Source organism: Klebsiella sp. CN_Kp106, from assembly GCF_040064575.1.
Classification (GTDB): Bacteria; Pseudomonadota; Gammaproteobacteria; order Enterobacterales; family Enterobacteriaceae; genus Klebsiella; species Klebsiella michiganensis.
The window spans coordinates 103,232-124,894 of the sequence record NZ_JBEAIG010000015.1 but is presented as its reverse complement, the minus strand read 5'-3'; the positions used below and the strand labels follow the sequence as shown (position 1 = coordinate 124,894).

Sequence of the window (21,663 nt, the reverse complement as noted above, 5' to 3'; positions counted from 1 at the left end):
GTTACATAGCAAAACGGATGCGCCGCCGGTGACAGGCGGCGCTGAAAACTTAGCTGAACAGAGAGAAGAAAATAGCGGAGATGGCAATCAGTCCCATTACCACCACAAACGCGTTACTGATGTGGCCGCTGTACTTGCGCATGGCCGGTACTTTGTTGATGGCATACATTGGCATCAGGAACAGAATCATCGCGATGACCGGGCCGCCCAGCGTTTCAATCATCCCCAGGATGCTGGGGTTCAGGGTGGCAACAATCCAGGTGGTCACCAGCATGAACAGCGCGGTGATCTTGTTCAGTTTGTTGATTTCGATCGATTTCCCTTTTCCGCGCAGTGACTTAATCACCATGCCGTTGAAGCCTTCACGCGCGCCGAGGTAGTGGCCGAGGAAGGATTTAGTAATCGCAATCATCGCGATGATCGGCGCCATCCAGGCTATCACCGGCGCGTTAAAATGGTTCGCCAGATATGAGAGGATGGAGATGTTCTGCGCTTTCGCTTCCGCCAGGTTTTCCGGGGAGAGGCTCAGTACGCAGCTGAACACAAAGAACATCACCGTCAGCACCATCATGATGTGGGCGAAGCCCAGAATACGGGAGCATTTGCGCTCGGCGTCCTGGCCATATTCTTCACGTTTAGCCACCGCAAATGAGGAGATAATCGGCGAATGGTTGAAGGAGAAGACCATGACCGGGATGGCCAGCCACAGGGTCATCCACAGACCATTTCCCGTTGCCGAAGCGCTGCTCAGCGACAACGTATCCAGTACCGCGCCGTTCCATTGCGGGATCAAATACAGCGCCAATATCATCAACGCGAACACGAACGGAAACACCAGCACGCTCATGGCCTTAACAATCATTTTTTCGCCAAAACGGACAATCCCCATCATGCCGACAATTAAAATCAGCGACAAAATAGCGCGCGGCGGAGACACCAGACCAAGCTGGTGAGTAATAAAGCTGTCGACGGTGTTGGTAATAGCAACGCTATAAACCAGCAGAATCGGATAAATAGCGAAGAAATAAAGCAGCGTGATAAGCTTACCTGCACCGGTGCCGAAATGTTCTTCCACCACTTCGGTAATATCTTCTCCCGGATTTTTGCCCGACAGGACAAAACGGGTTAAACCGCGGTGGGCAAAAAAGGTCATCGGGAAGGCAAGAATGGCCATGATGATTAACGGAATTAAACCGCCGACCCCGGCGTTAATTGGCAGGAAAAGCACCCCTGCACCAATTGCGGTACCGTACAGGCCCAGCATCCACACGGTATCACTTTTTCTCCAGCCGCTGCTCTCGCGAGCAACGAGGGTATTTTGAACGGTTTCCATAATATGGCCTCAGTAATATAGAGTAGGGTCAAATTAATTTGACTCTGATTCAGGTAATAAAAACGCTGTGTTTGTTTGGCTATTTTATAAAATGCAACTATGCTGATTCACTAACAGCGATCACATAACCTGATTTATAGTGGCACCTTTTAACGCATCAAAATTAGTACTGAAATCTTATTATTTTTTAAAGTATCATTTTTAATACGTTATTATTTGTATGGGTGTACTTAACGTGCTGGATATTTATATAATTCACGTGCAGAGATAACAACCACTATTTGTCATACGATTAATAAAACGCAAAAAATCAGGGGCAAGGAAATAGACACCCTCCCCCTCAATTTTCGCTAAAAGCCCTTGTAGTGCTCTTTACTCAGGCCATATTTCTTCATTCTGAGATAGAGTTTTTTACGCGGAATAAGCAGATACTCCGCCACTTCATTAATGCGCCCCTGATGGAGATTCAGCGCTTCGGTGATGATCTGCCGCTCTACGTCCTCAACCCGTCGATCGAGCGGCGTCGGCTCGCCGACATGCATCAGCGGATTCACCGTATCCGCGAGCGGTAATACCCCCACCGCATACAGTTCGGCAGCGTTCGCCAGTTCGCGGACGTTGTTCGGCCACGCCCGACGTATCATCCCTTTTAACAGATGGCTATCCACCTCCGGGACGGGATGATTCAGTCGCTGACAGGTTTTTTGCAAATAGTGGTGGAACAGCGGCTCGATATCATCAGGCCGCCTTGACAGCGGCAGGCAGGCAATTTGCGTCATCGCGAAGCAGTAATAGAGCTCCGCCACGATCTGGCTACTGCCCGCCAGCGCCACTAGCGACGCGCTGCCGATACCAATCAGGCGAAAAGGCCGCTTCTCATGGCTCTGCGCCTGTACCAGCAGATGTTGTTGCTCATGAGTCAGGTGCTCCGGGTGGCTTAATACCAGCGTTCCGCCCTGCGCCTGCGCGATCGCGTCATTCAGCTTATGGGCGTTGGCCGCAGTCAGTTCGCAGTAGACAAAAGGGCCTTCGGCGTTACGCCCCAGCTGGTGCAGGTAACGTGCGCCGGTCATACGCCCGGTTCCCGCTTCGCCGTAAAGCCAGACCGCAATATCCGTCTCTGCCAGCTGCTGTAAACGCTGGCGATACTGTTCCGTCCATTCGCTGCGCCCGATCAGCTCAACCCGTAATTTTTGCTGGCCGTACTGGCGACGCGCGATCACCGCTTGCCGCTGGCGCAACGCGGCGTCCACCAGCGAGAGCAGCTTACCCGGATCGACCGGCTTTTGCAGAAAATCCCAGGCCCCCTTTTTCACCGCATCCACCGCCATCGGTACGTCGCCATGACCGGTGATAAGCAGAATCGGCAGTTGCTCGTCATCCTGATGAAACAGCGTCATCAAATCGATGCCGGAGCAGCCGGGCATGCAGACATCGCTCAGCACAATGCCGGGCCAGTCCTTCTGCACCCACGCCCGCGCATCAAAGGGGTTATCGCAGGCGTGGACGTGATAACCCGCTTGCTCAAGCAGCTGCGTATAGGCATCCAGCACGTCGCGATCATCATCAATCAGCAGAATCGAACACTCATTACTCAACATCATTTACATCCGTTAAATTAAATTGCAGCACCACGCAGGCATTGCGCGTTAACGTCGACGCCAGGCGCAGCGTCCCTTCCATTTGCGTCATCAGCGAAACAGAAATCGACAGCCCAATCCCCAGCCCCACATCTTTGCTGGTAGTGAACGGCTTCAGCAGTGACGGTAGCAAGGCCGCAGGCCAGCCGGGACCGTTATCGGCAATCAACACGCACAGGGTATCGCCGTGGATTTGCCAGCTCACCGTTATTTTCGCCGCGGTCGGACAGGCGTCGAGCGCATTCGACAGTACGTTGACCAGCACCTGATGAACCCGCACTTCATCGCCGCGGATCCAGACGGTTTCATCCGGTATCTCCAGCGTCCCCTGCTGCGGCTTATGGCGCATCGCCAGCAGTTCCCACGCCACCGTAAACGTCTGACGCAAATCAACCGGATGCAGCGGCGTTTCCAGTTCAGCGCGGCGGGTAAATTGACGCAGCGAGCGGATAATCGCGTCAATGCGGTTAATCAACCCTTCCGCTTTACTTAACGTCGCCCGCGCCTGCGCCGTCTGTCCCTGCTCAATCGCCCGTCCTGCCGTAAACAGATACATCGACAGCGCGTTCAGCGGCTGGTTGATCTCATGCGCCAGGGTGGTCATCGTCTGCCCCACCACCGCCAGTTTAGCGGTCTGGATCAGCTCGTCCTGGGTGGCGCGAAGATCGGCCTCAATCGTTTTTCGCTCGCCAATCTCCTGTTCAAGCTGCTGTTTTTGCGCGTTAAGCTGACCCAGCGTATGGCGAAGCAAACCGGCAATACGCCCCAGCTCATCCCGGCCATAAACCGGAATGGTGGCATCCGTCCGGCCTAAACCAATCTGCACCACCGCCTGGTTCAGCGCGGTAAAGCGCTTCACCAGCCGCGATCGGATGAAATAATGATTCAGCACCCACGCCAGCAGCAGCGCCAGCAGCGTCGCCACCAGAATCAACCCGCCGCTCACGCGGACAATCTGTCCCATACGCTGATTAAACATCTGCATTTGCTGATGACTGCTGCCAAGCTGGGCTTCAAGCAGCGTCCTGAAACGCCCCAGCGTGGCTTCTCTGGCGCGACTGGCGTCCACTAACGCTTTTTGCGCCGTCACGTAGTCGCGCATGGTATCCGGCATCTTATTTTTCACCATGCCGATTTCCAGCAGCTCATCAATCGTTTGTCGCAGCGTGATCGTGCTCGGCCAGTCGTCCAACGCGCGAATATTTTCATCCGACGTTTTCTTCAGGTTTTCGAGATAGCGGATATGCGTCTCCACCAGCATGCCGTCATCATTTCCGGATTTCAGTTCATTAAGCCTGTCGCGCAGGTCGTCAACGATTTGATTCTCAATGCGGGCCAGCGTATAGACCTGCTGCTGTTCATTCTGGACTTCTCTGGAACGCTTCAGGTACTGCGCCGCGTCGCCCTGGCGGGCTTCTATCTGATCGAGCAGCGTTCCCTGCTGCCAGGTAAAGTCCTGCACCAGTGAATTCAGCTCAGTGGTAAAATCATCGTGCAGCCAGTCGATACGCGCCGAGAGTTCCCCCACCTTTTCGCGTACCAGAAACATGTTGTAGAGCACGCGATCCAGCTCCGACAGCAGCGCGCGGCTGTCCTGTAAAATCACCGCCAGCTGCTGGCGTTCCGCGGGCGACAAGCCCTGGCTCAGCCGCTCGATTTTATCCAGATGCTGAATAATCTGGTTACGCAGCTGCAGGCGCACCGTGGTATTCGGCGCCAGCAGAAATTCATTCAGCTGATCGACCACTAGATTGAGATTGCCTTCAATCAGAAAAGCAGAGTGGATGCGGGGAAAATACTCGTCCAGCGAATAGCGTATCTGCGAGCTTTGCTCATGCCATGAATAGAGGCTGACGCTGCTGACAATCAGCGTCAGCAGCGCGCCCATCAGAAAGGCCCCGCGCAGGCTGCTGCTGATACTGATTTGCCGCAGACGTTGCAGTATGGAACGGGCCATCATTTCAGCTCTTCCAGTTTATTGATCGCCTGCCGCTGGTTGTTGAGAAACCAGAGCTGCCACTCCATCATTTGCTGCTCCGCAAAGCTCTTATTATCGAACTTAGCCAGCCAGGCTTCATCCTCGCTGCTTGCCGGATCGACCGGGACGCCGGTTAGCAGCGCGCGTATTTCGGGCAGCGGACGCTTAAGGCGAGCCTCCGCGCTGTGCAGCGCTCGCCAGGCATCTTTCAGCTGGGCGAGACGAAAGCTGATCGCCGTATCAAACATCCGCTGAACCAGGCGCTGACGCTTAAGGATCAGGCGATAGTTCAGCGGCGGTTGATTCATCAGCACCGCCTGCTGCGCCGCCCGTGGATTGCCTGCCGTCAGCGGCGTCACCGGGTATTTCCCGGTATTCGCGTCGGCGAGGATCCGCTGGCCTTCCGGGCTCAGCAGATAGCGAATAAACCGCCGCGCCTCGCTGGCGTGCTGGCTATTTTTGAGCACCGCAACGTAGGTAGGCGACACCGCCGACTGCGGAAAATAGATAAAGGCAAGGTGCGGATCGTTCAGCAACAGATTGGCATAGTTATCAATCACCGGACCGGCTACGCCCAGCCCGCTTTTGATCTTATCCGCCACGCCAAAGCTGCGGGATGAAATCGTCACCAGATTTCCCGCGCTTGCCAGCAGCGTTTGCCATCCCTTAAGCCAGCCTTTTTGTTGCAGCAGCGACTCCACCATCAGATGATTAGTGTCCGAGCGCGACGGGCTGCTCATCAGCAGCGCCCCCTGATATCGGGGATCGGTGAGATCGTCCCAGTCCGCTGGCGCAGGCAGATGCCGCGTCGTCAGCGCCGAGCGGTTAATCAGCAAGCCAAACCCCGACATCGCCACGGCAACGGAGGTGGCGCGGATGGATTCCGGCACCAGGCGTTGACTGGCCGCCGGCGCGCCGCTGAACGGCGCCAGCTTTTGATGCTCCTGAAGATGCTGCAGCAGCATCGGTGATGAGGTCAGGACCAGATCAACGTTCTCCGCATTTGCCGTATCAAGCAGCTGTTCCAGCGAGGCGCTGGTGCGGTTGAGGGTGCGAATCATCACCGACCCCGGCTCCGTTTACCAGCGTGCGATAATCCACGCGGTGGCGCTGGGGGAAAATGTTGTCGCCATCACCAGTTCGTTCCCCTGCGCCGCACAGGAGCTGAATCCGGCGGCCAGCAGCAGCAACGCAAGCGTTTTGCCGGGCGCCCGACTCCACCGCAGAAACATGTTTGTGATCCCGTTCATAAATATTGAAATACCGAAAAAAGAGCGTTGAGACAAAACTTACCCGTTTATGACGTCTGGCGGATTAATCACCGCTAGCCTCGAAATAGCCGCGCTGGCCGCCGGGAATATCAGCAAACATTACCAGATAATGAATGTGGAATTTGTTAATATCCGCACACGCCTGACATAAAATTAGCGGGAAATTAATTATTCGCTATTTCATTGATGCTCAATGCGTTAAAAATAACCCCTGAATTCATCAATTTGAGTCAGTTTTGACCCATTTCGACGATTTGAGTTTTCTGACCACTTATTTCACTCTTCATGCCGAATACTCCTGATGTTCATATCAATATAAAATACAGGTGACGACATGTTATCAATATTAAAAAAAGGGCCGTCGGCAAATAAAGTGCCGGCTGAGAAAATTCAGGCAACTTATGGCCGCTATCGCATGCAGGCGCTGCTAAGCGTATTTCTGGGTTATCTGGCGTACTATATTGTGCGCAACAATTTCACCTTATCCACGCCCTATCTGAAAGAGCAGTTAGATCTGAGCGCCACCCAGATCGGTTTGCTCAGCAGCTGTATGCTCATTGCGTACGGGATCAGCAAAGGCGTTATGAGCAGCCTGGCGGATAAAGCCAGCCCGAAAGTCTTTATGGCCTGCGGCCTGGTGCTGTGCGCGATCGTCAACGTCGGGTTGGGGTTCAGCACCGCATTCTGGATCTTCGCTGCGCTGGTCGTTCTGAACGGTCTGTTTCAGGGGATGGGCGTCGGCCCCTCTTTTATCACCATCGCTAACTGGTTCCCTCGCCGGGAGCGCGGTCGCGTGGGGGCTTTCTGGAACATTTCCCATAACGTCGGCGGCGGGATTGTCGCCCCGATCGTCGGCGCCGCGTTTGCAATTCTCGGTACCGAGCACTGGCAGAGCGCCAGCTACATTGTCCCGGCCTGCGTGGCGGTGGTGTTCGCCATCAGCGTACTGGCGCTGGGTAAAGGTTCGCCGCGCGAGGAAGGCCTGCCTGCGCTGGAAGAGATGATGCCGGAAGAAAAGGTCGTGCTTAACGCTAAACACGCGGTAAAAGCGCCGGAGAATATGAGCGCATTCCAGATCTTCTGCACCTACGTTCTGCGCAACAAAAACGCCTGGTATGTCTCCCTTGTGGACGTGTTTGTCTATATGGTGCGTTTCGGCATGATCAGCTGGCTGCCTATCTATCTGCTGACGGTGAAACATTTTTCCAAAGAGCAGATGAGCGTCGCGTTCCTGTTCTTTGAATGGGCGGCGATTCCGTCGACCCTGCTGGCGGGCTGGCTCTCCGACAAGCTGTTCAAAGGACGGCGCATGCCGCTTGCCATGATCTGTATGGCGCTGATTTTTGTCTGCCTGATCGGCTACTGGAAAAGCGAATCCCTGCTGATGGTGACGGTGTTCGCGGCGATCGTGGGCTGCCTGATTTACGTGCCGCAGTTTCTGGCCTCCGTGCAGACCATGGAAATTGTTCCCAGCTTTGCCGTCGGCTCCGCCGTGGGACTGCGCGGATTTATGAGCTACATCTTTGGCGCATCGTTAGGCACCAGCCTGTTTGGCGTGATGGTGGATAAAATGGGCTGGCACGGCGGGTTCTATCTGCTGATGGGCGGGATCGTCTGCTGCATTCTGTTCTGCTACCTCTCTCATCGCGGCGCGCTGGAGCTTGAGCAACAGCGTAAGAACACGCAGCAGCAAGAAGCCGAGCTGGCGCTGGCCGACGCATAATAAGCGCCTGAACCCGGCAAAAGAGAGTGCCAGCCTGCTGGCACTTTTAACCTTAAACAGGGTCGATAACCGTCACGCGGGCACCTTTAAATAGGGCGCAATGCTCGCTAATTTCTCACGGGTTTCCGTCAGTTCGCGTTCCGGCGTAGATTGCGCGATGATACCCGCCCCCGCCTGTATCCAGCAGCGCTGGCTATCCTGAAACACGGAACGCAGCACTAACGCCGCATCGAAGCGCGTATCTTCCAGCAGCAGGATTGCGCCTGAATAGAGCTCCCGCGGCGTTTTTTCAATTTGCATGATCGCGTTGAGGGCCGCTTTTTTAGGGATACCTGACGCGGTAATTGACGGAAACAGCACGGTAAACGCATCCCAGGCATCCTTATCTTCCGCGAGCTGGCCGCTGACGCCAGACCCCAGATGCTGGACGCTGCCGCGCTGGCGAACCGACATCAAATCCTCGACCACCACGCTGCCGGGCTGGCAAACCGCCTCCAGTTCGGCAATGGCTTCTTTGACCGAGAGGATATGCTCAAGCACCTCTTTACCGTCGTGCAGCAGCTCCCTCTCATTTGCCTGATTATGCGCCGTATCGCCCATGCGATCGCGGGTGCCCGCCAGCGGTTCAGTGACCACTTTCTTTCCCGTCACCGACATCACCAATTCCGGACTAAAACCCAGCGCCTCGCGTCCTTGCTGGCGAAACATAAACGTACGGGTGGGCGTGTTGGCCTGTCGTCCATATAGCAGCGTAGCGGGCATATCAATTCGCGCCGGCAGAGGAATCGCGCGTGAGACGATGACTTTAACGTAATCGCCGCGGCGGATCGCCGAAACGGCGCGCGCAACCTGCTGTTTATACGCTTCACCGTCCAGGGCGGTATCCACAACCATTGGCCCGCATGGTGTCGCCGTATCGACCTCTTTTACCCACTCGCACAGACGGCGGCATCCGTCGGCGGAGTCCGCGTAAACGGTAACATTTCCTTTCTCAAAAATAAGTTCTTCACGGGGAGCGGTTAACGTTAGCAGCGGCCACTCGCCGGCATCATAGGCCATTCCCCGCGCATGGGCCGCAAAGTTGAACCCAACCTGGCCATATACCCGGCATCCTCTCACCCGCGGATGCGTCATAAAACGACGCGCGCAGTCGGTAATCGAATCTACCGCCCACTTTTGTTCTCCGGCATCATCAATGAATGTCGCCTGGGTGCCGTCGGCATTAATCTGCAGTTGCGCCTGGCATCCTCTACCTATGTACCAGCAAGGTTGGCGCTCATAGACATAGCACTCTTCATCTCCGAACTGACGTAAGACGCCAGAAATCATCGGCAGCCATTGCTCCTCTGGTAACGCCAGGTGTAAAAATTCACTGATTTTCATCCCTTACCTCTCTGTGTTATTCCCGGATCAATCAATTGAGCTTGTCATCAGTTCTTCTGCCGAACGCAGTCGGATAGAAACAATCCACGCCGCCAGCAACGTGAATACGCCGGCAAACAGGAAGCAGGCCGCATAGCCAAAGCGCTGCGCGACAACGCCGCCGACTACGCCGGCCAGAATGGCGATGGCGGCGTCAGTACATTGAAAGAGCGTAAAATCGACACCGGCCTGCAAAGGCGAAGAAAGCGCCATCAGCGTGGCGTAAAGACAGACCAACGCGCAGGCCAGCGAAACAGATTGAACAACGATCAACCCCTGGAGAATCGGCAGCAGTAGAGGACCCGGCGCTATCAGCAGCGTCATCACTACCGCCAGCAGCGCGATGCCCTGCACGCCATAAGCCGTAAACAGCGCTCTGCCGGGTGAGAGGTATTTCATCAGCAATCCACCCGCCAGCGTTCCGGCTATGCCCGCCGCAATATTACCGCCGCTGAACAGCGCGCCGAGCGCTGACATGCTCAGACCATGATCCAACAGCAGCGGCGCCAGAAGAGGCAGCACAAACCGCATGCCGGAATTCAGCATCAATACCAGCATTAAGCCTAGACGAGCCTGTCGCCTTCTAAGCGCATAACCCAGTGCCGGAACATGCGGAACAGATGCTGCGCGCGTTGGTTCGGCAATGCGCCACAGGGGTACGGATAAGACCAGGATCAGCGCCGCCATCATCAGCATGGCCGCAGGCCAGCCGACGGTCGCCGACAGCATCAGAAACACCCCGCCGCCGCACATCATTCCCAGATAGCTGCCGCCGACCTGCACGCTGTTTCCCCAACCGTACCCTGCGCGGGTCAGCTGATCGACGCAAAAACCGTCGCTGGCGATATCAATAGTGGAGGCGACCGTACCTGCCACCATAAACAGCGCAAATAGCGCGACGACTAGCGTTTCGGGCAATCCGCCTTCTCGCCCTGTCCCGCCAATCGCGGCGGCAATCGCCAGGATCGCCGCGAGCGCAGCCTGCCCGCGCAGGATCAGCATGCGGGAACGGCGCTGCGGGCTGCCAGGAGGTAGCCGCCAGCGCTCGACCCACGGCGCCCAAATAAACTTCAGCGCCCAGGGCAGCATGAACAGGGTTGTCGCCCCGGCAAGCGCAAGCGATCCGCCAGCAGCGCGCACCAGCGCGGGCAAGGACTGCATCGAGAGCGCCGATACCAGACTCTGTGTCACATAGATGCCGGCAATGGCGAAAATCACCCGCCCGGTGGTTAACGTCAGCGGTTTCACATTCGACGGAACGTCACTCATGCGCCACCTCCTCTGATGTGGAACCCCCTTCGGCGCGCCAGACGCGGGCGGCCATTTGCGCGTGCCACAGCGCCTGGTAGCGCCCATGAAGAGAGAGCAGCTGCGCATGGGTGCCCTGTTCAACCACTTTGCCCTCCTCCATCACCAGGATGTTTCCGGCCCCGACGATGGTAGACAGGCGATGGGCGATAATAATCACCGTCCGGTTGTGAACCAGGTTATCGATAGCTTTCTGTACCGCCAGCTCGCTATCGATATCCAGCGCGGCGGTCGGCTCATCAAGAATGACGATTGGCGCATCTTTCAATAAGGCCCTGGCAATGGAAATCCGCTGGCGTTCGCCGCCCGATAGCTGTCCGCCCATCTCGCCCATTGGCGTCAGCCAGCCTTGAGGAAGGCGGGTAATGAATTCAAGACACTGCGCCGCGCGGGCGGCCTCTTCCACTTCCTGCTGGGTCGCCTGCGGGCGCGCAATCAGGATATTCGCCAGCAATGTGTCATCAAACAGCCAGACATCCTGGAAAACGACGGAAATCAGGCTGTTGAGCTGCTCCGCCGTCAGGCGACGAATATCGACGCCGCCGATAGAAATCCGCCCTTGCTGCGGATCGGCATAGCGCATTAACAGTTTGCTGACCGTGGTTTTACCTGCGCCGGAAGCGCCCACCAGCGCGCTCATACTGGCCGCCGGAAAGGTCAAAGAGAGGTCATTGAGCGCGGGATCGCCGCTGTCGTCATAGCGGTAATGAATATTGTCAAAGCGGATATCGTAACGTTCCGGCATCTCCCCGCGTTCGGCAACGGGAAGCGGCGCGATCGCCATAAATTGCTCAATACGCTGTAAGGCGCTGGCAATCAGTTCCACCACCGAGGTGTAGCTGATAAACATGGCCATCGGTTCAGCGAAACGCATAATCATCGCGGCGGCGGCAATCAGAAAGGCGAGGTTCAATGTGCCCGTGACCACCCAGATAATTCCGCACAACACCACCACCTGTAGTCCCAGCTCCACAACGCCGGCGATCAGCATCGTCGCGCCCGCGCTCTGGCGGTGAGTGCGGGTCTGTAAGTTTTCCAGAGCATTAAAATGATCCCGCAGCGCCCGGCTTTTATCGGCATCGCTACCGCAGGCACGCAATACCATCATCCCCTGCGCAAATTCAACAATATCCCCGCTCAGCCGCTGGTGCGCTTCGCCCAGGGTCTGCATTTGTCGCCGCATCGCCGGGCGGCGCCAGTAATAAAACGGCGCCAGCAAAGGGAAGATCAGCAGCATCACCAGCCCCAGCCGCCAGTCGATCCACAATGTCGCCAGCGACGCCGTCAGCGGCGTGACGATGGTCAGCAGTAAAATATTGGCTATCGCAATCACATAATTGAGGTTTTCATCCACGGAGCCCAGCAACAAGGCGTTCGTTTCGCCCGCTCTGCCGCGCTGGAGCCTCTCCAGCGGCACGCGGCGTAATTGTTCGCCCAGGCGCAGGCGCAGCTCATGGGTGGCCTGCGCCAGATGCCCGCGGTATTCAAAGCCCAGCCCATACCAGCGGAGCGCCAGCGTCACCAACGCCGCAATGCTGAAGGCCAAAGCCCAGTGAAGAAGCCGCGATGCTTCATTCCGTAGCAGCGCATCAACGATCGGATAGAGACAGGCGAAGGCGATCCCCTGCATCAATGCCGCCAGCAGCAGAGCAACCAGACTGCGCCGCAGCGTTCCCGCCTGACTGCCCACGCTGGAGATAAGCTGGCGCCAGATCGCGCGCCAGGCCAGATTATCCACCGGGTTAGTGTCTTTCATTTTGCACCGCCTCTTCCTGCGTTCCACCCGGCGCCCACTGCTGCGCCTGCTGATAGCGTTGCCATAGCCGTTGATACAGGCCACCCTGCGCCAACAGCTGCCCGTGGCTCCCGCTTTCCCGGAGCTGACCGTCGGAAAACAGCAATATCACATCGGCCTGAGTCACCATGGAGAGACGATGCGCGACCATGATGACCGTCCGGCCGCGCATGGCCGCCGCGAGGGCTTTGATAAGCGCCGCTTCACCTTCCGGATCGGCAAACGCCGTCGCTTCATCAAGCACCAGAATGGGACGATCCTGCAAAAGCGCCCGGGCGATGGTGATGCGCTGCCGCTGCCCGCCGGAGAGAAATACCCCTCGTTCCCCGACCCGCGTGCTGTAACCCTCCGGCAACGCGCTTATAAACTCATGCGCCTGCGCCACTCTGGCCGCCGCTATCACCGATTCCAGCGGCGTATCCGGCGCGCCCAGACGGATGTTATTGGCGATCGTGTCGGCAAAAAGAAAGTTGTCCTGAAACACAAACGAGATTTGCTTCATCAGGGTCTCTATCCGCATATCGCGCAGATCCACGCCGCCAATACGAATATGGCCTTTGTCGGGATCGGCGTAACGCAGTAGCAGCCGCGCCACGGTGCTTTTCCCGGCGCCGCTTGGCCCTACCAGCGCCACAATTTGCCCGACAGGCACGTGAAAGCTCACCTCCTGCAACGCGGCGCCAGTCCGCGCTTGCGGATAATGAAAGCTTACCTGCTCAAAGGTGATACTCGCCTCTTCCGGCTGTCGATCGGCTCGCGGGCGCGAGAGTTCCGGCATCGCGAGAACCTGATAGATACGCTGAACGCTTAAACGCGTTTGCGCGACCAGGTTATTAAGCATCATCATCGGCATTACCGCTTCGGCCATTCCGCTGGCTATCAGTAAAACGGCTACCCAGGCGATAAAATCGAGACTGCCAGCGTGCAGCAGGCCGTATCCGCACCATATAAGAACGAATATGGTCGGCAGCGGGTTCAGAATTGAGAATGAAAAGCGCGCTGAAAATCCGGCCTGCCGATACCAGCTTTTGAGCACATCGACCCACTCTTCGAGGGCATGTTGATAGCGCAAAAAGCTGGTACTGCCGCTATCAAAGGTCCTCACCACCGGCATGGCCTGTACGAACTCAATCACCGCGGCGCTGACCCGTTCACGCGCCTGATGATAGCGCTGAGCCATGTTTTCCGAGCGCTGACGGGCGAGTACCAGCACCACCGAACCAAACGCCAGTACCCCCAGCGTCGCGATGGCGAGTCGCCAGTCCAGCCAGAATACGAGAACAACAGTCGCCAGCGGCATGATTATGGCGCGGGCATAGAGCGGCGTGCTGTCAGCAACAAAAATATGTAACGACTTCACATCATCCAGCATTACTTTCGCCACCGATCCGCTGCCCATTTGCTGTAACGCGCCCGGCGCAAGCTGTAGGGTCTTGCGGGCTAATCTGCTGCGCAGAATATTCTCCAGATGGAAAGCCGCATAATGAGAGGTATTGAACGCCTGCAGGCGCAGGATAAAGGTCGCTATCACGCAGCCGACTACGCCGCTCAGCGGCCAGACGGGGATGATGTCAGGCGCCCCGCGCAGATCGCGCAGGCACCATGCCAGAAAAAGCAGCGCCCCCAGGCTGGTGAAGGCCGCCAGCCCCGCCAGCGCCATAGCCAGGAGCACCTTCCGGCGAACCGGGGTAATCACCTGCCAAAGAGGAAATCGGGACAGCGATTCAGTGTTGGATGAGTGAGATGACATGGGAGTGGCTGATTTTCCTGATGAATTTTTATGGACGCCAAAAACACTATTTCAAGGTGGCGTTCCGGGAATTAATGTGAATAATAACCATTATCAATTACTCATCTACCCCATTCGGTTCTATTTATACCCGCATTGGTCTAAGCCACAGGGAGATAACCCGGTCATGACGGAGTCACCACAAACGCAATCTGCAATCTCTATTCACCAGCTAGTGGTTGGAAAACCCGCGAACGATGGCGCTATTCCTGCCCAGTGTGAGCTGCTGCGCTGCTCTTTGCAGGAAGGTATGGATATTTTGCTCTGGCGGGGCCACTTTGCTCAGCCCGAGACGTTGCAGCTGCACGACGACCTGGGCAGGATTAACTTCTCTTGCATTCTGGAAGGCACATCGCGCTTTGCGATCCAGGGGCTCAGCCGCCACACCGACTGGGAACTCGCGCGCGATCGTCATTACATTACCCATACGCCAGACTGCCGCGGCAGCGCCTCCTACTGCGGCCGGTTCGAGAGCATTACGCTCTCTTTCAGCCCTGAAGCCCTCGCGCTGTGGGTGCCGGATATTAGCTCGGTCATTAAAAATAAGATCGACTCCCACTGCTGTTGCCAGCAGCAGCGTTGTAATGCTGAAACCCACCTAACGGCTCAGGCCCTGCGTCACGCGCTGATGCGGATGCACGGCGGCTTCAGTCATGAACAAAAACCGTCGACGTTATGGCTACAGGGACAAAGTCTGGTGATGCTCAGCCTGGTGCTTGATGAACATCGCGAGGACGCCAGCTGTTCCTCCTGCCACTTCAATCCGATGGAACGCCAGAAACTGCTGCGGGCAAAGGATCTGCTGCTGGCCGATTTGACGCAGGCGCCGGGGGTCACCGAACTCGCCAGAGAGTCCGGTTTAAGCGTGCTTAAAATTAAGCGGGGATTTCGCGTTCTGTTCAACAACAGCGTCTATGGTCTTTTTCAGGCTGAACGCATGCAGGAGGCAAGAAGACGGCTGGCCAATGGCAATACTTCCGTTATGACGGTGGCGGCGGATCTAGGCTATGCCAACGCCAGCCATTTCTCCGCCGCATTTCAGAAGCAGTTTGGCGTCACCCCGTCGACCTTCAAACGTCTGATCTAACCAGGGCTTACCCCAGAAACTCCTCCGTTAACAAGGCCCGGATTCGCCATCCGGGCCTTGTTTTTTGCCGACCGTAAACCGAAACGGGCACAAATAAACCCGATTCGGGTAGCGCTCAATTGTTAATAATAATTATTCTCATATAAGCAATGCTTTTGGTATGACGTGCCATCAGGAGGAAGAATGATTTCTGGCGCCCCCTCTCAGGATCCGCTGTTATCGGACAACGGCGAAGCGGCCGATTATCAACAATTACGCGAACTGTTAATACAGGAACTGAATGTAGCGCCGCAGCAGTTACAGGAAGAGAGCAATCTGATCCAGGCGGGCCTGGACTCCATAAGATTAATGAGATGGTTACACTGGTTTCGTAAAAAGGGCTACCGCCTCACCCTTCGCGAGCTGTATGCCGCCCCCACGTTGGCAGCATGGCGCCAGCTGATGCGCAGCCGTTCGGGTGAAAAACCGGATGATGCAAGCTCCCCGGCGGACGCGGCGTGGCCAGTCATGAGCGAGGGTACCCCCTTCCCGCTGACGCCGGTACAGCATGCCTATCTGACAGGCCGAATGCCCGGACAGACGCTGGGCGGCGTCGGTTGCCATCTGTATCAGGAGTTTGCCGGCCATTATCTGACGGCGCCAAAGCTGGAGCAGGCCATCACGATCTTACTGCAACGCCACCCGATGCTGCATATCGCCTTTCGCGCCGACGGGCAGCAGGTCTGGCTACCGCAGCCATACTGGAACGGCGTCACCGTTCATGATTTACGCCAGACCGACGAGGCAAGCCGCCAGGCCTATCTGGAAACATTGCGCCAGCGCCTGAGCCACCGTCTTTTACGCGTGGAAATGGGCGAAACCTTTGATTTCCAGTTGACGCTCTTGCCGGACAATCGCCACCGCCTCCATGTCAATATCGACCTGCTGATTATGGATGCTTCCAGCTTTACGCTGTTTTTCGATGAACTTAACGCCCTGCTGGCCGGAGAGTCGCTGCCGCCCGGCGACCCCCGCTATGATTTCCGCGCTTATCTGCTGCACCAGCAGAAGATCAATCAGCCGCTGCTCGACAAAGCGCGCGCGTACTGGCTGGCGAAAGCATCGTTGCTGCCACCCGCGCCGGTTTTACCGCTAGCCTGCGAACCCGCCACGCTGCGTGAAGTCCGTAATACCCGACGCCGCATGATTGTCCCGACAACACGCTGGAACGCCTTTAGCCAACGGGCCGGTGAGAATGGCGTGACGCCGACAATGGCGCTGGCGACCTGTTTTGCTGCCGTTCTGGGGCGCTGGGGCGGCCTGACGCGGCTGCTGCTCAATATCACGTTATTTGACCGCCAGCCGCTGCACCCGGCGGTTGACGAAATGCTTGCCGACTTCACCAATATTCTTCTGCTGGATACCGCCTGCGATGGCGATACCGTCAGCAACCTGGCGCGTAAAAACCAGCTCACGTTTACTGAGGACTGGGAGCATCGCCACTGGTCCGGCGTCGAGCTCCTTCGTGAACTCAAACGCCAGCAAAGCCATCCCCACGGCGCCCCGGTGGTATTTACCAGCAATCTGGGGCGCTCCCTGTACAGCAGCCGCGCCGAGTCGCCGCTGGGCGAACCGGAATGGGGCATCTCGCAGACGCCGCAGGTCTGGATAGATCATCTGGCGTTCGAGCATCGGGGCGAGGTCTGGCTACAATGGGATAGCAATGACGCGTTGTTCCCACCGGCGCTGGTCGAGACGTTGTTCAACGCCTACTGCCAGCTGATTAACCAACTCTGCGATGATGAAAGCGCCTGGAAGAAGCCGTTCGCGGACAGGATGCCCCAAAGCCAGCGAGAGATACGTCAACGGGTTAACGCAACCGACGCACCCGTTCCTCAGGGCTTGCTGCATGAAGGCATTTTCCGCATCGCCCTCCGGCAACCGCAGGCGCTGGCGGTAACAGACGCGCATTATCAGTGGAATTATCGTGAGCTGACCGAGAACGCGCGCCGCTGCGCTGGCAGGTTAATCGCGTGCGGGGTTCAGCCCGGCGACAATGTCGCTATTACAATGTCGAAAGGCGCGGGACAGCTGGTTGCGGTCCTCGCCGTTCTGCTGTCCGGGGCGGTGTACGTTCCGGTTTCGCTCGACCAGCCCGCCGCGCGGCGCGGGAAAATCTACGCCGACGCCAACGTCCGGCTGGTGCTCACCTGCCAGCACGACGCCAGCGCCTGGTCAGACGATATTTCCCACCTGACCTGGCAGCAGGCCATCGAGGCGGAGCCGCTAGCCGACCAGACGGCGCGCGCGCCGACGCAGCCGGCCTACATTATCTATACCTCCGGGTCGACCGGCACGCCGAAAGGCGTGGTCATTTCTCACCGTGCAGCGCTGAATACCTGCTGCGATATCAATACCCGTTACCAGGTGGGTCCCGGAGACAGAGTGCTGGCCCTCTCCGCCCTGCATTTTGATTTATCGGTTTACGACATTTTTGGCGTTCTGAGCGCCGGCGGCGCGCTGGTTATCGTTATGGAAAATCAACGGCGCGATCCCCGCGCATGGTGCGAATTGATCCAGCGTCATCAGGTTACGCTCTGGAACAGCGTCCCGGCGCTGTTCGATATGCTGTTGACCTGGTGTGAAGGTTTCGCCGACGCCGCGCCGGAGAAACTGCGGGCGGTCATGCTTTCCGGCGACTGGATCGGCCTCGATCTCCCTGCCCGCTATCACGCCTTCCGCCCCCAGGGACAGTTTATCGCCATGGGCGGCGCCACCGAGGCGTCTATCTGGTCTAACGCCTGTGAAATTAACCGGGTCCCTGACCACTGGCGCGCCATCCCTTATGGCTTTCCGCTGGCCAACCAACGTTACCGGGTGGTGGATGAACTGGGCCGGGAGTGCCCGGACTGGGTACCGGGCGAATTGTGGATTGGCGGTATCGGGGTCGCGGAAGGCTACTTTAACGATCCTGTACGCAGCGAGCAGCAGTTTGTAACGCAATCGAACGCGCGCTGGTATCGCACCGGCGATCTCGGGTGCTACTGGCCAGACGGTACGTTAGAGTTCCTCGGTCGTCGCGATAAGCAGGTCAAAGTCGGGGGATATCGCATCGAGCTGGGTGAAATCGAAAGCGCGCTCAGCCAGCTGGCGGGAGTGAAACAGTCAACCGTTGTGGCGATCGGCGAAAAAGAAAAGACCCTGGCGGCCTGGGTTGTGCCTCAGGGTTCGGCTTTCTGCGTTACCCATCATCGGGACCTGGCGCTGCCCCAGGAGTGGCGCGGGCTTGCCGGAACGCTGCCCTGCTGTGTCTGCCCCCCGGAAATCTCCGCCGGCCAGGTCGCTGATTTTCTTCAGCATCGCCTGTTAAAACTGAAACCGGGTCAAACTCCTGGCGCCGATCCTCTTCCCCTGATGAATGCTCTCGCTATCCAGCCTCGCTGGCGGGCCGTGGTGGAACGCTGGTTAGCCTTTCTCGTGACCCAACAGCGACTGCAGCCCGCCGCTGAGGGTTATCAGGTTTGTGCGGGGGAAGCGCCGGAGAATGACCCTCCTTCTTTCAGCGGGCATGACCTCACCTTAACGCAGATCCTTCGCGGCGCTCGCCACGAACTGTCATTACTGAACGATGCGCGGTGGTCGCCGGAAAGTCTGGCTTTCGACCATCCGGCCAGCGCCCTGTATATCGAGGAACTGGCGACAATCTGTCAACAGCTTTCCCGGCGTTTACAGCGCCCGGTACGCCTGCTAGAGGTGGGTGTCCGCACCGCCCGCGCCGCAGAGTGCCTGCTAACCCGGCTCAGCGCTGACGAGATTGAGTATGTCGGGCTTGAGCACAGCCAGGAGCTGCTGCTGAGCGCCCGACAGCGGCTTGCACCGTGGTCTGACGCCCGTCTGGCCCTCTGGAGTGCAGACACGCTGGCGGCGCATGCTCATTCGGCGGACATTATCTGGCTGAATAACGCCCTGCATCGTCTGCTGCCGGAAGAGCCCGGGCTCCTCGCGGCATTACAGCAGCTGGCCGTTCCAGGCGCGCTGCTCTATGTGTTGGAGTTTCGTCAGTTAACGCCCTCCGCCCTGCTCAGCACGCTTCTGTTAACCGATGGTCAGCCCGAAGCCTTACTTCACAATAGCGCTGACTGGGGGGCGATATTTACCGCCGCCGCTTTCAACTGCCAGCACGGCGATGAAGTCGAGGGATTGCAGCGCTTTCTCGTACAATGCCCCGTTAGCCAGGTACGCCGCGATCCTCGTCAGCTGCAGTCCGCTCTCGCCGAACGTCTGCCGGGGTGGATGGTACCGAAACGGATCTTCTTACTTGACGCCTTACCGCTGACGGCGAACGGCAAAATTGACTATCAGACGCTAAAGCGCTGTCATACCCCGGAAGCTGAAAACCGGACTGAAGCGGATTTACCCCTGGGCGATATTGAGAAGCAGGTTGCCGTCATCTGGCAGCCGCTCTTGTCAATGGGCGCCGTCAGCAGAGAAACCGACTTCTTCCAGCATGGCGGTGATAGCCTGCTAGCCACCAGGCTGATCGGACAGCTCCACCAGGCGGGTTATGAAGCACGATTAAGCGACCTGTTTAATCACCCCCGGCTGGCTGATTTTGCCGCCACGCTGCGTAAAACCGACCTCCCTGTTGAACAACCCTTTGTCCACTCCCCTGAAGAACGCTACCGGCCTTTCGCGCTGACTGATGTGCAGCAGGCTTACCTGGTCGGGCGTCAGCCGGGCTTTGCCCTTGGCGGCGTAGGCTCACACTTCTTTGTTGAATTTGAAATTGCCGATCTGGATATTCACCGGCTGGAGAAGGTCTGGAACCGGTTAATCGCCCGCCACGATATGCTGCGCGCCGTAGTGCGGGATGGACAACAGCGGGTTCTCGAACAGACTCCCCCGTGGGTGATACCCGCGCACATCCTGCACAGCCCCGAAGAGGCGCTGCAGGTACGCGACAGACTGGCGCATCAGGTTCTCAACCCTGAAGTCTGGCCGGTATTCGATCTCCAGGTCGGGTTCGTCGACGGGATGCCCGCCCGCCTGTGGCTGTGTCTGGATAACCTGTTGCTTGACGGGTTGAGCATGCAGATCCTGTTGTCAGAGCTGGAACACGGCTATCGCTATCCGCAGCAGCTGCCGCCGCCGCTTCCCGTTACCTTCAGGGATTATCTGCAGCAACCCGCGCTGCGGACGCCCAATCCCGACTCTCTGGCATGGTGGCAAACGCAGCTTGATGATATTCCTCCGGCACCTGCGTTACCGCTACGCTGCTTGCCTCAGGACGTTGAGACGCCGCGCTTCGCACGGCTCAATGGGGCAATGGACAGCGCGAGCTGGCGTCGCCTGAAACAGCGGGCGGCTGACGCTCATCTCACCCCGTCGGCCGTACTGTTATCCGTGTGGTCAACGGTTCTTGCTGCATGGAGCGCACAGCCCGATTTCACGCTTAACCTTACGCTTTTCGACAGACGACCGCTGCACCCGCAAATCAACCAGATCCTGGGCGACTTTACTTCGCTGATGCTGCTGAGCTGGCATCCCGGCGAGAGCTGGCTGCAAAGCGCGCGGTTATTACAGCAGCGACTAAGCGAGAGCCTCAACCACCGCGATGTGTCGGCAATACGCGTGATGCGGCAACTGGCGCGGCGGCAAAACGTACCGGCTGTCCCAATGCCCGTCGTCTTTACCAGCGCGCTGGGCTTTGAGCAGGACAACTTCCTTGCCCGGCGCAATCTGCTCAAACCGGTGTGGGGTATATCCCAGACGCCGCAGGTCTGGCTCGATCACCAGGTTTATGAATCCGAAGGGGAACTGCGCTTTAACTGGGATTTTGTCGCCGCCCTGTTTCCTGACGGGCAGGTGGAGCGCCAGTTTGTACAGTATTGCGCGTTGCTTAACCGAATGGCGGAGGATGACAGCAGCTGGCAGCTGCCGCTCGCCGACCTGATTCCCCCGCTTAAGGTCACGGAGCGACGCGCCCGCCGGCTGCGCCCTGAGCGCGCTCAGCCGCGGATCGCGGCGAACGAGAGCAGCGTCAGCCTGATTTGCGACGCCTTTCGCGAGGTGGTTGGCGAGCCTGTCGCACCCGCAGAGAACTTTTTTGAGGCGGGCGCCACGTCGCTGAATCTGGTACAGCTGCACGTCTTGTTACAACGTCACGAATTCGCCGCCCTGACGCTGCTTGACCTGTTCACTCACCCTTCTCCTGTCGCGCTGGCCAATTATCTGGCTGGCGTAGCCCTGGAGGAGAAAACCAAACGCGTGCGGCCGGTTCGCCGGCGTCAGCGGCGCATTTGACGCGAAACAAACTGACTTTTCCCGGACGCCATCGC

General features: G+C 57.7%; 10 protein-coding genes and 1 pseudogene. 3 read left to right on the top strand and 8 right to left on the bottom strand.

Going from position 1 to position 21,663, the window contains the following annotated elements:
* Positions 1-49: 49 nt before the first annotated feature.
* From ABLU96_RS09455 to pgtC, 4 genes and pseudogenes are all read right to left on the bottom strand, one after another.
* Positions 50-1,333: an HAAAP family serine/threonine permease gene (locus ABLU96_RS09455; protein WP_014229376.1), complete on the bottom strand. Its 1,284-nt coding sequence runs from the start codon at positions 1,331-1,333 to the stop codon at positions 50-52.
* 350 nt (positions 1,334-1,683) lie between these two features.
* Complete coding sequence (locus ABLU96_RS09450; protein WP_064404958.1) at positions 1,684-2,934, bottom strand: sigma-54 dependent transcriptional regulator; 1,251 nt, start codon at positions 2,932-2,934, stop codon at positions 1,684-1,686.
* Positions 2,924-4,918 (bottom strand): two-component system sensor histidine kinase PgtB, encoded by a 1,995-nt coding sequence (gene pgtB / locus ABLU96_RS09445; RefSeq protein ID WP_163520716.1) that lies wholly within the window; start codon positions 4,916-4,918, stop codon positions 2,924-2,926. The genes ABLU96_RS09450 and pgtB overlap by 11 nt, the downstream gene beginning before the upstream one ends.
* An 11-nt stretch (positions 4,919-4,929) precedes the next feature.
* Positions 4,930-6,183, bottom strand: a pseudogene (pgtC, locus tag ABLU96_RS09440) (phosphoglycerate transport regulator PgtC).
* A gap of 373 nt (positions 6,184-6,556) precedes the next feature.
* On the opposite strand from pgtC, the gene pgtP reads away from it, so the two are divergent.
* Positions 6,557-7,945 carry a phosphoglycerate transporter PgtP gene (gene pgtP / locus ABLU96_RS09435; protein WP_064407246.1) on the top strand — a complete coding sequence of 463 codons (1,389 nt, stop codon included), beginning with the start codon at positions 6,557-6,559 and terminating at the stop codon, positions 7,943-7,945.
* Between the two features lie 72 nt (positions 7,946-8,017).
* On the opposite strand, the gene ABLU96_RS09430 is transcribed toward pgtP, so the two are convergent.
* Genes ABLU96_RS09430 through ybtP form a run of 4 tightly spaced genes read right to left on the bottom strand, consistent with a single transcriptional unit; the run spans position 8,018 to position 14,130 of the window.
* Complete coding sequence (locus ABLU96_RS09430; RefSeq protein ID WP_064374685.1) at positions 8,018-9,328, bottom strand: salicylate synthase; 1,311 nt, start codon at positions 9,326-9,328, stop codon at positions 8,018-8,020.
* A 27-nt stretch (positions 9,329-9,355) separates the two neighbouring features.
* A complete protein-coding gene (gene ybtX, locus ABLU96_RS09425; RefSeq protein ID WP_064404962.1) occupies positions 9,356-10,636 on the bottom strand; it encodes a yersiniabactin-associated zinc MFS transporter YbtX in 1,281 nt (426 codons plus the stop codon).
* Positions 10,629-12,431, bottom strand: coding sequence for a yersiniabactin ABC transporter ATP-binding/permease protein YbtQ (gene ybtQ / locus ABLU96_RS09420; RefSeq protein ID WP_064404965.1), 1,803 nt, complete (start codon positions 12,429-12,431; stop codon positions 10,629-10,631). The genes ybtX and ybtQ overlap by 8 nt, the downstream gene beginning before the upstream one ends.
* Positions 12,418-14,130 carry a yersiniabactin ABC transporter ATP-binding/permease protein YbtP gene (ybtP, locus tag ABLU96_RS09415; RefSeq protein ID WP_046877587.1) on the bottom strand — a complete coding sequence of 571 codons (1,713 nt, stop codon included), beginning with the start codon at positions 14,128-14,130 and terminating at the stop codon, positions 12,418-12,420. The genes ybtQ and ybtP overlap by 14 nt, the downstream gene beginning before the upstream one ends.
* Positions 14,131-14,386: 256 nt before the next feature.
* Between ybtP and ybtA the strand changes: the two genes are divergently transcribed.
* Together ybtA and ABLU96_RS09405 are read left to right on the top strand one after the other, a co-directional pair.
* On the top strand, positions 14,387-15,346 hold the full coding sequence (gene ybtA / locus ABLU96_RS09410; protein WP_025106339.1) for a yersiniabactin transcriptional regulator YbtA: 960 nt from the start codon (positions 14,387-14,389) through the stop codon (positions 15,344-15,346).
* 183 nt (positions 15,347-15,529) lie between these two features.
* On the top strand, positions 15,530-21,628 hold the full coding sequence (locus tag ABLU96_RS09405) for a non-ribosomal peptide synthetase (RefSeq protein ID WP_064404967.1): 6,099 nt from the start codon (positions 15,530-15,532) through the stop codon (positions 21,626-21,628).
* Positions 21,629-21,663 lie beyond the last annotated feature (35 nt).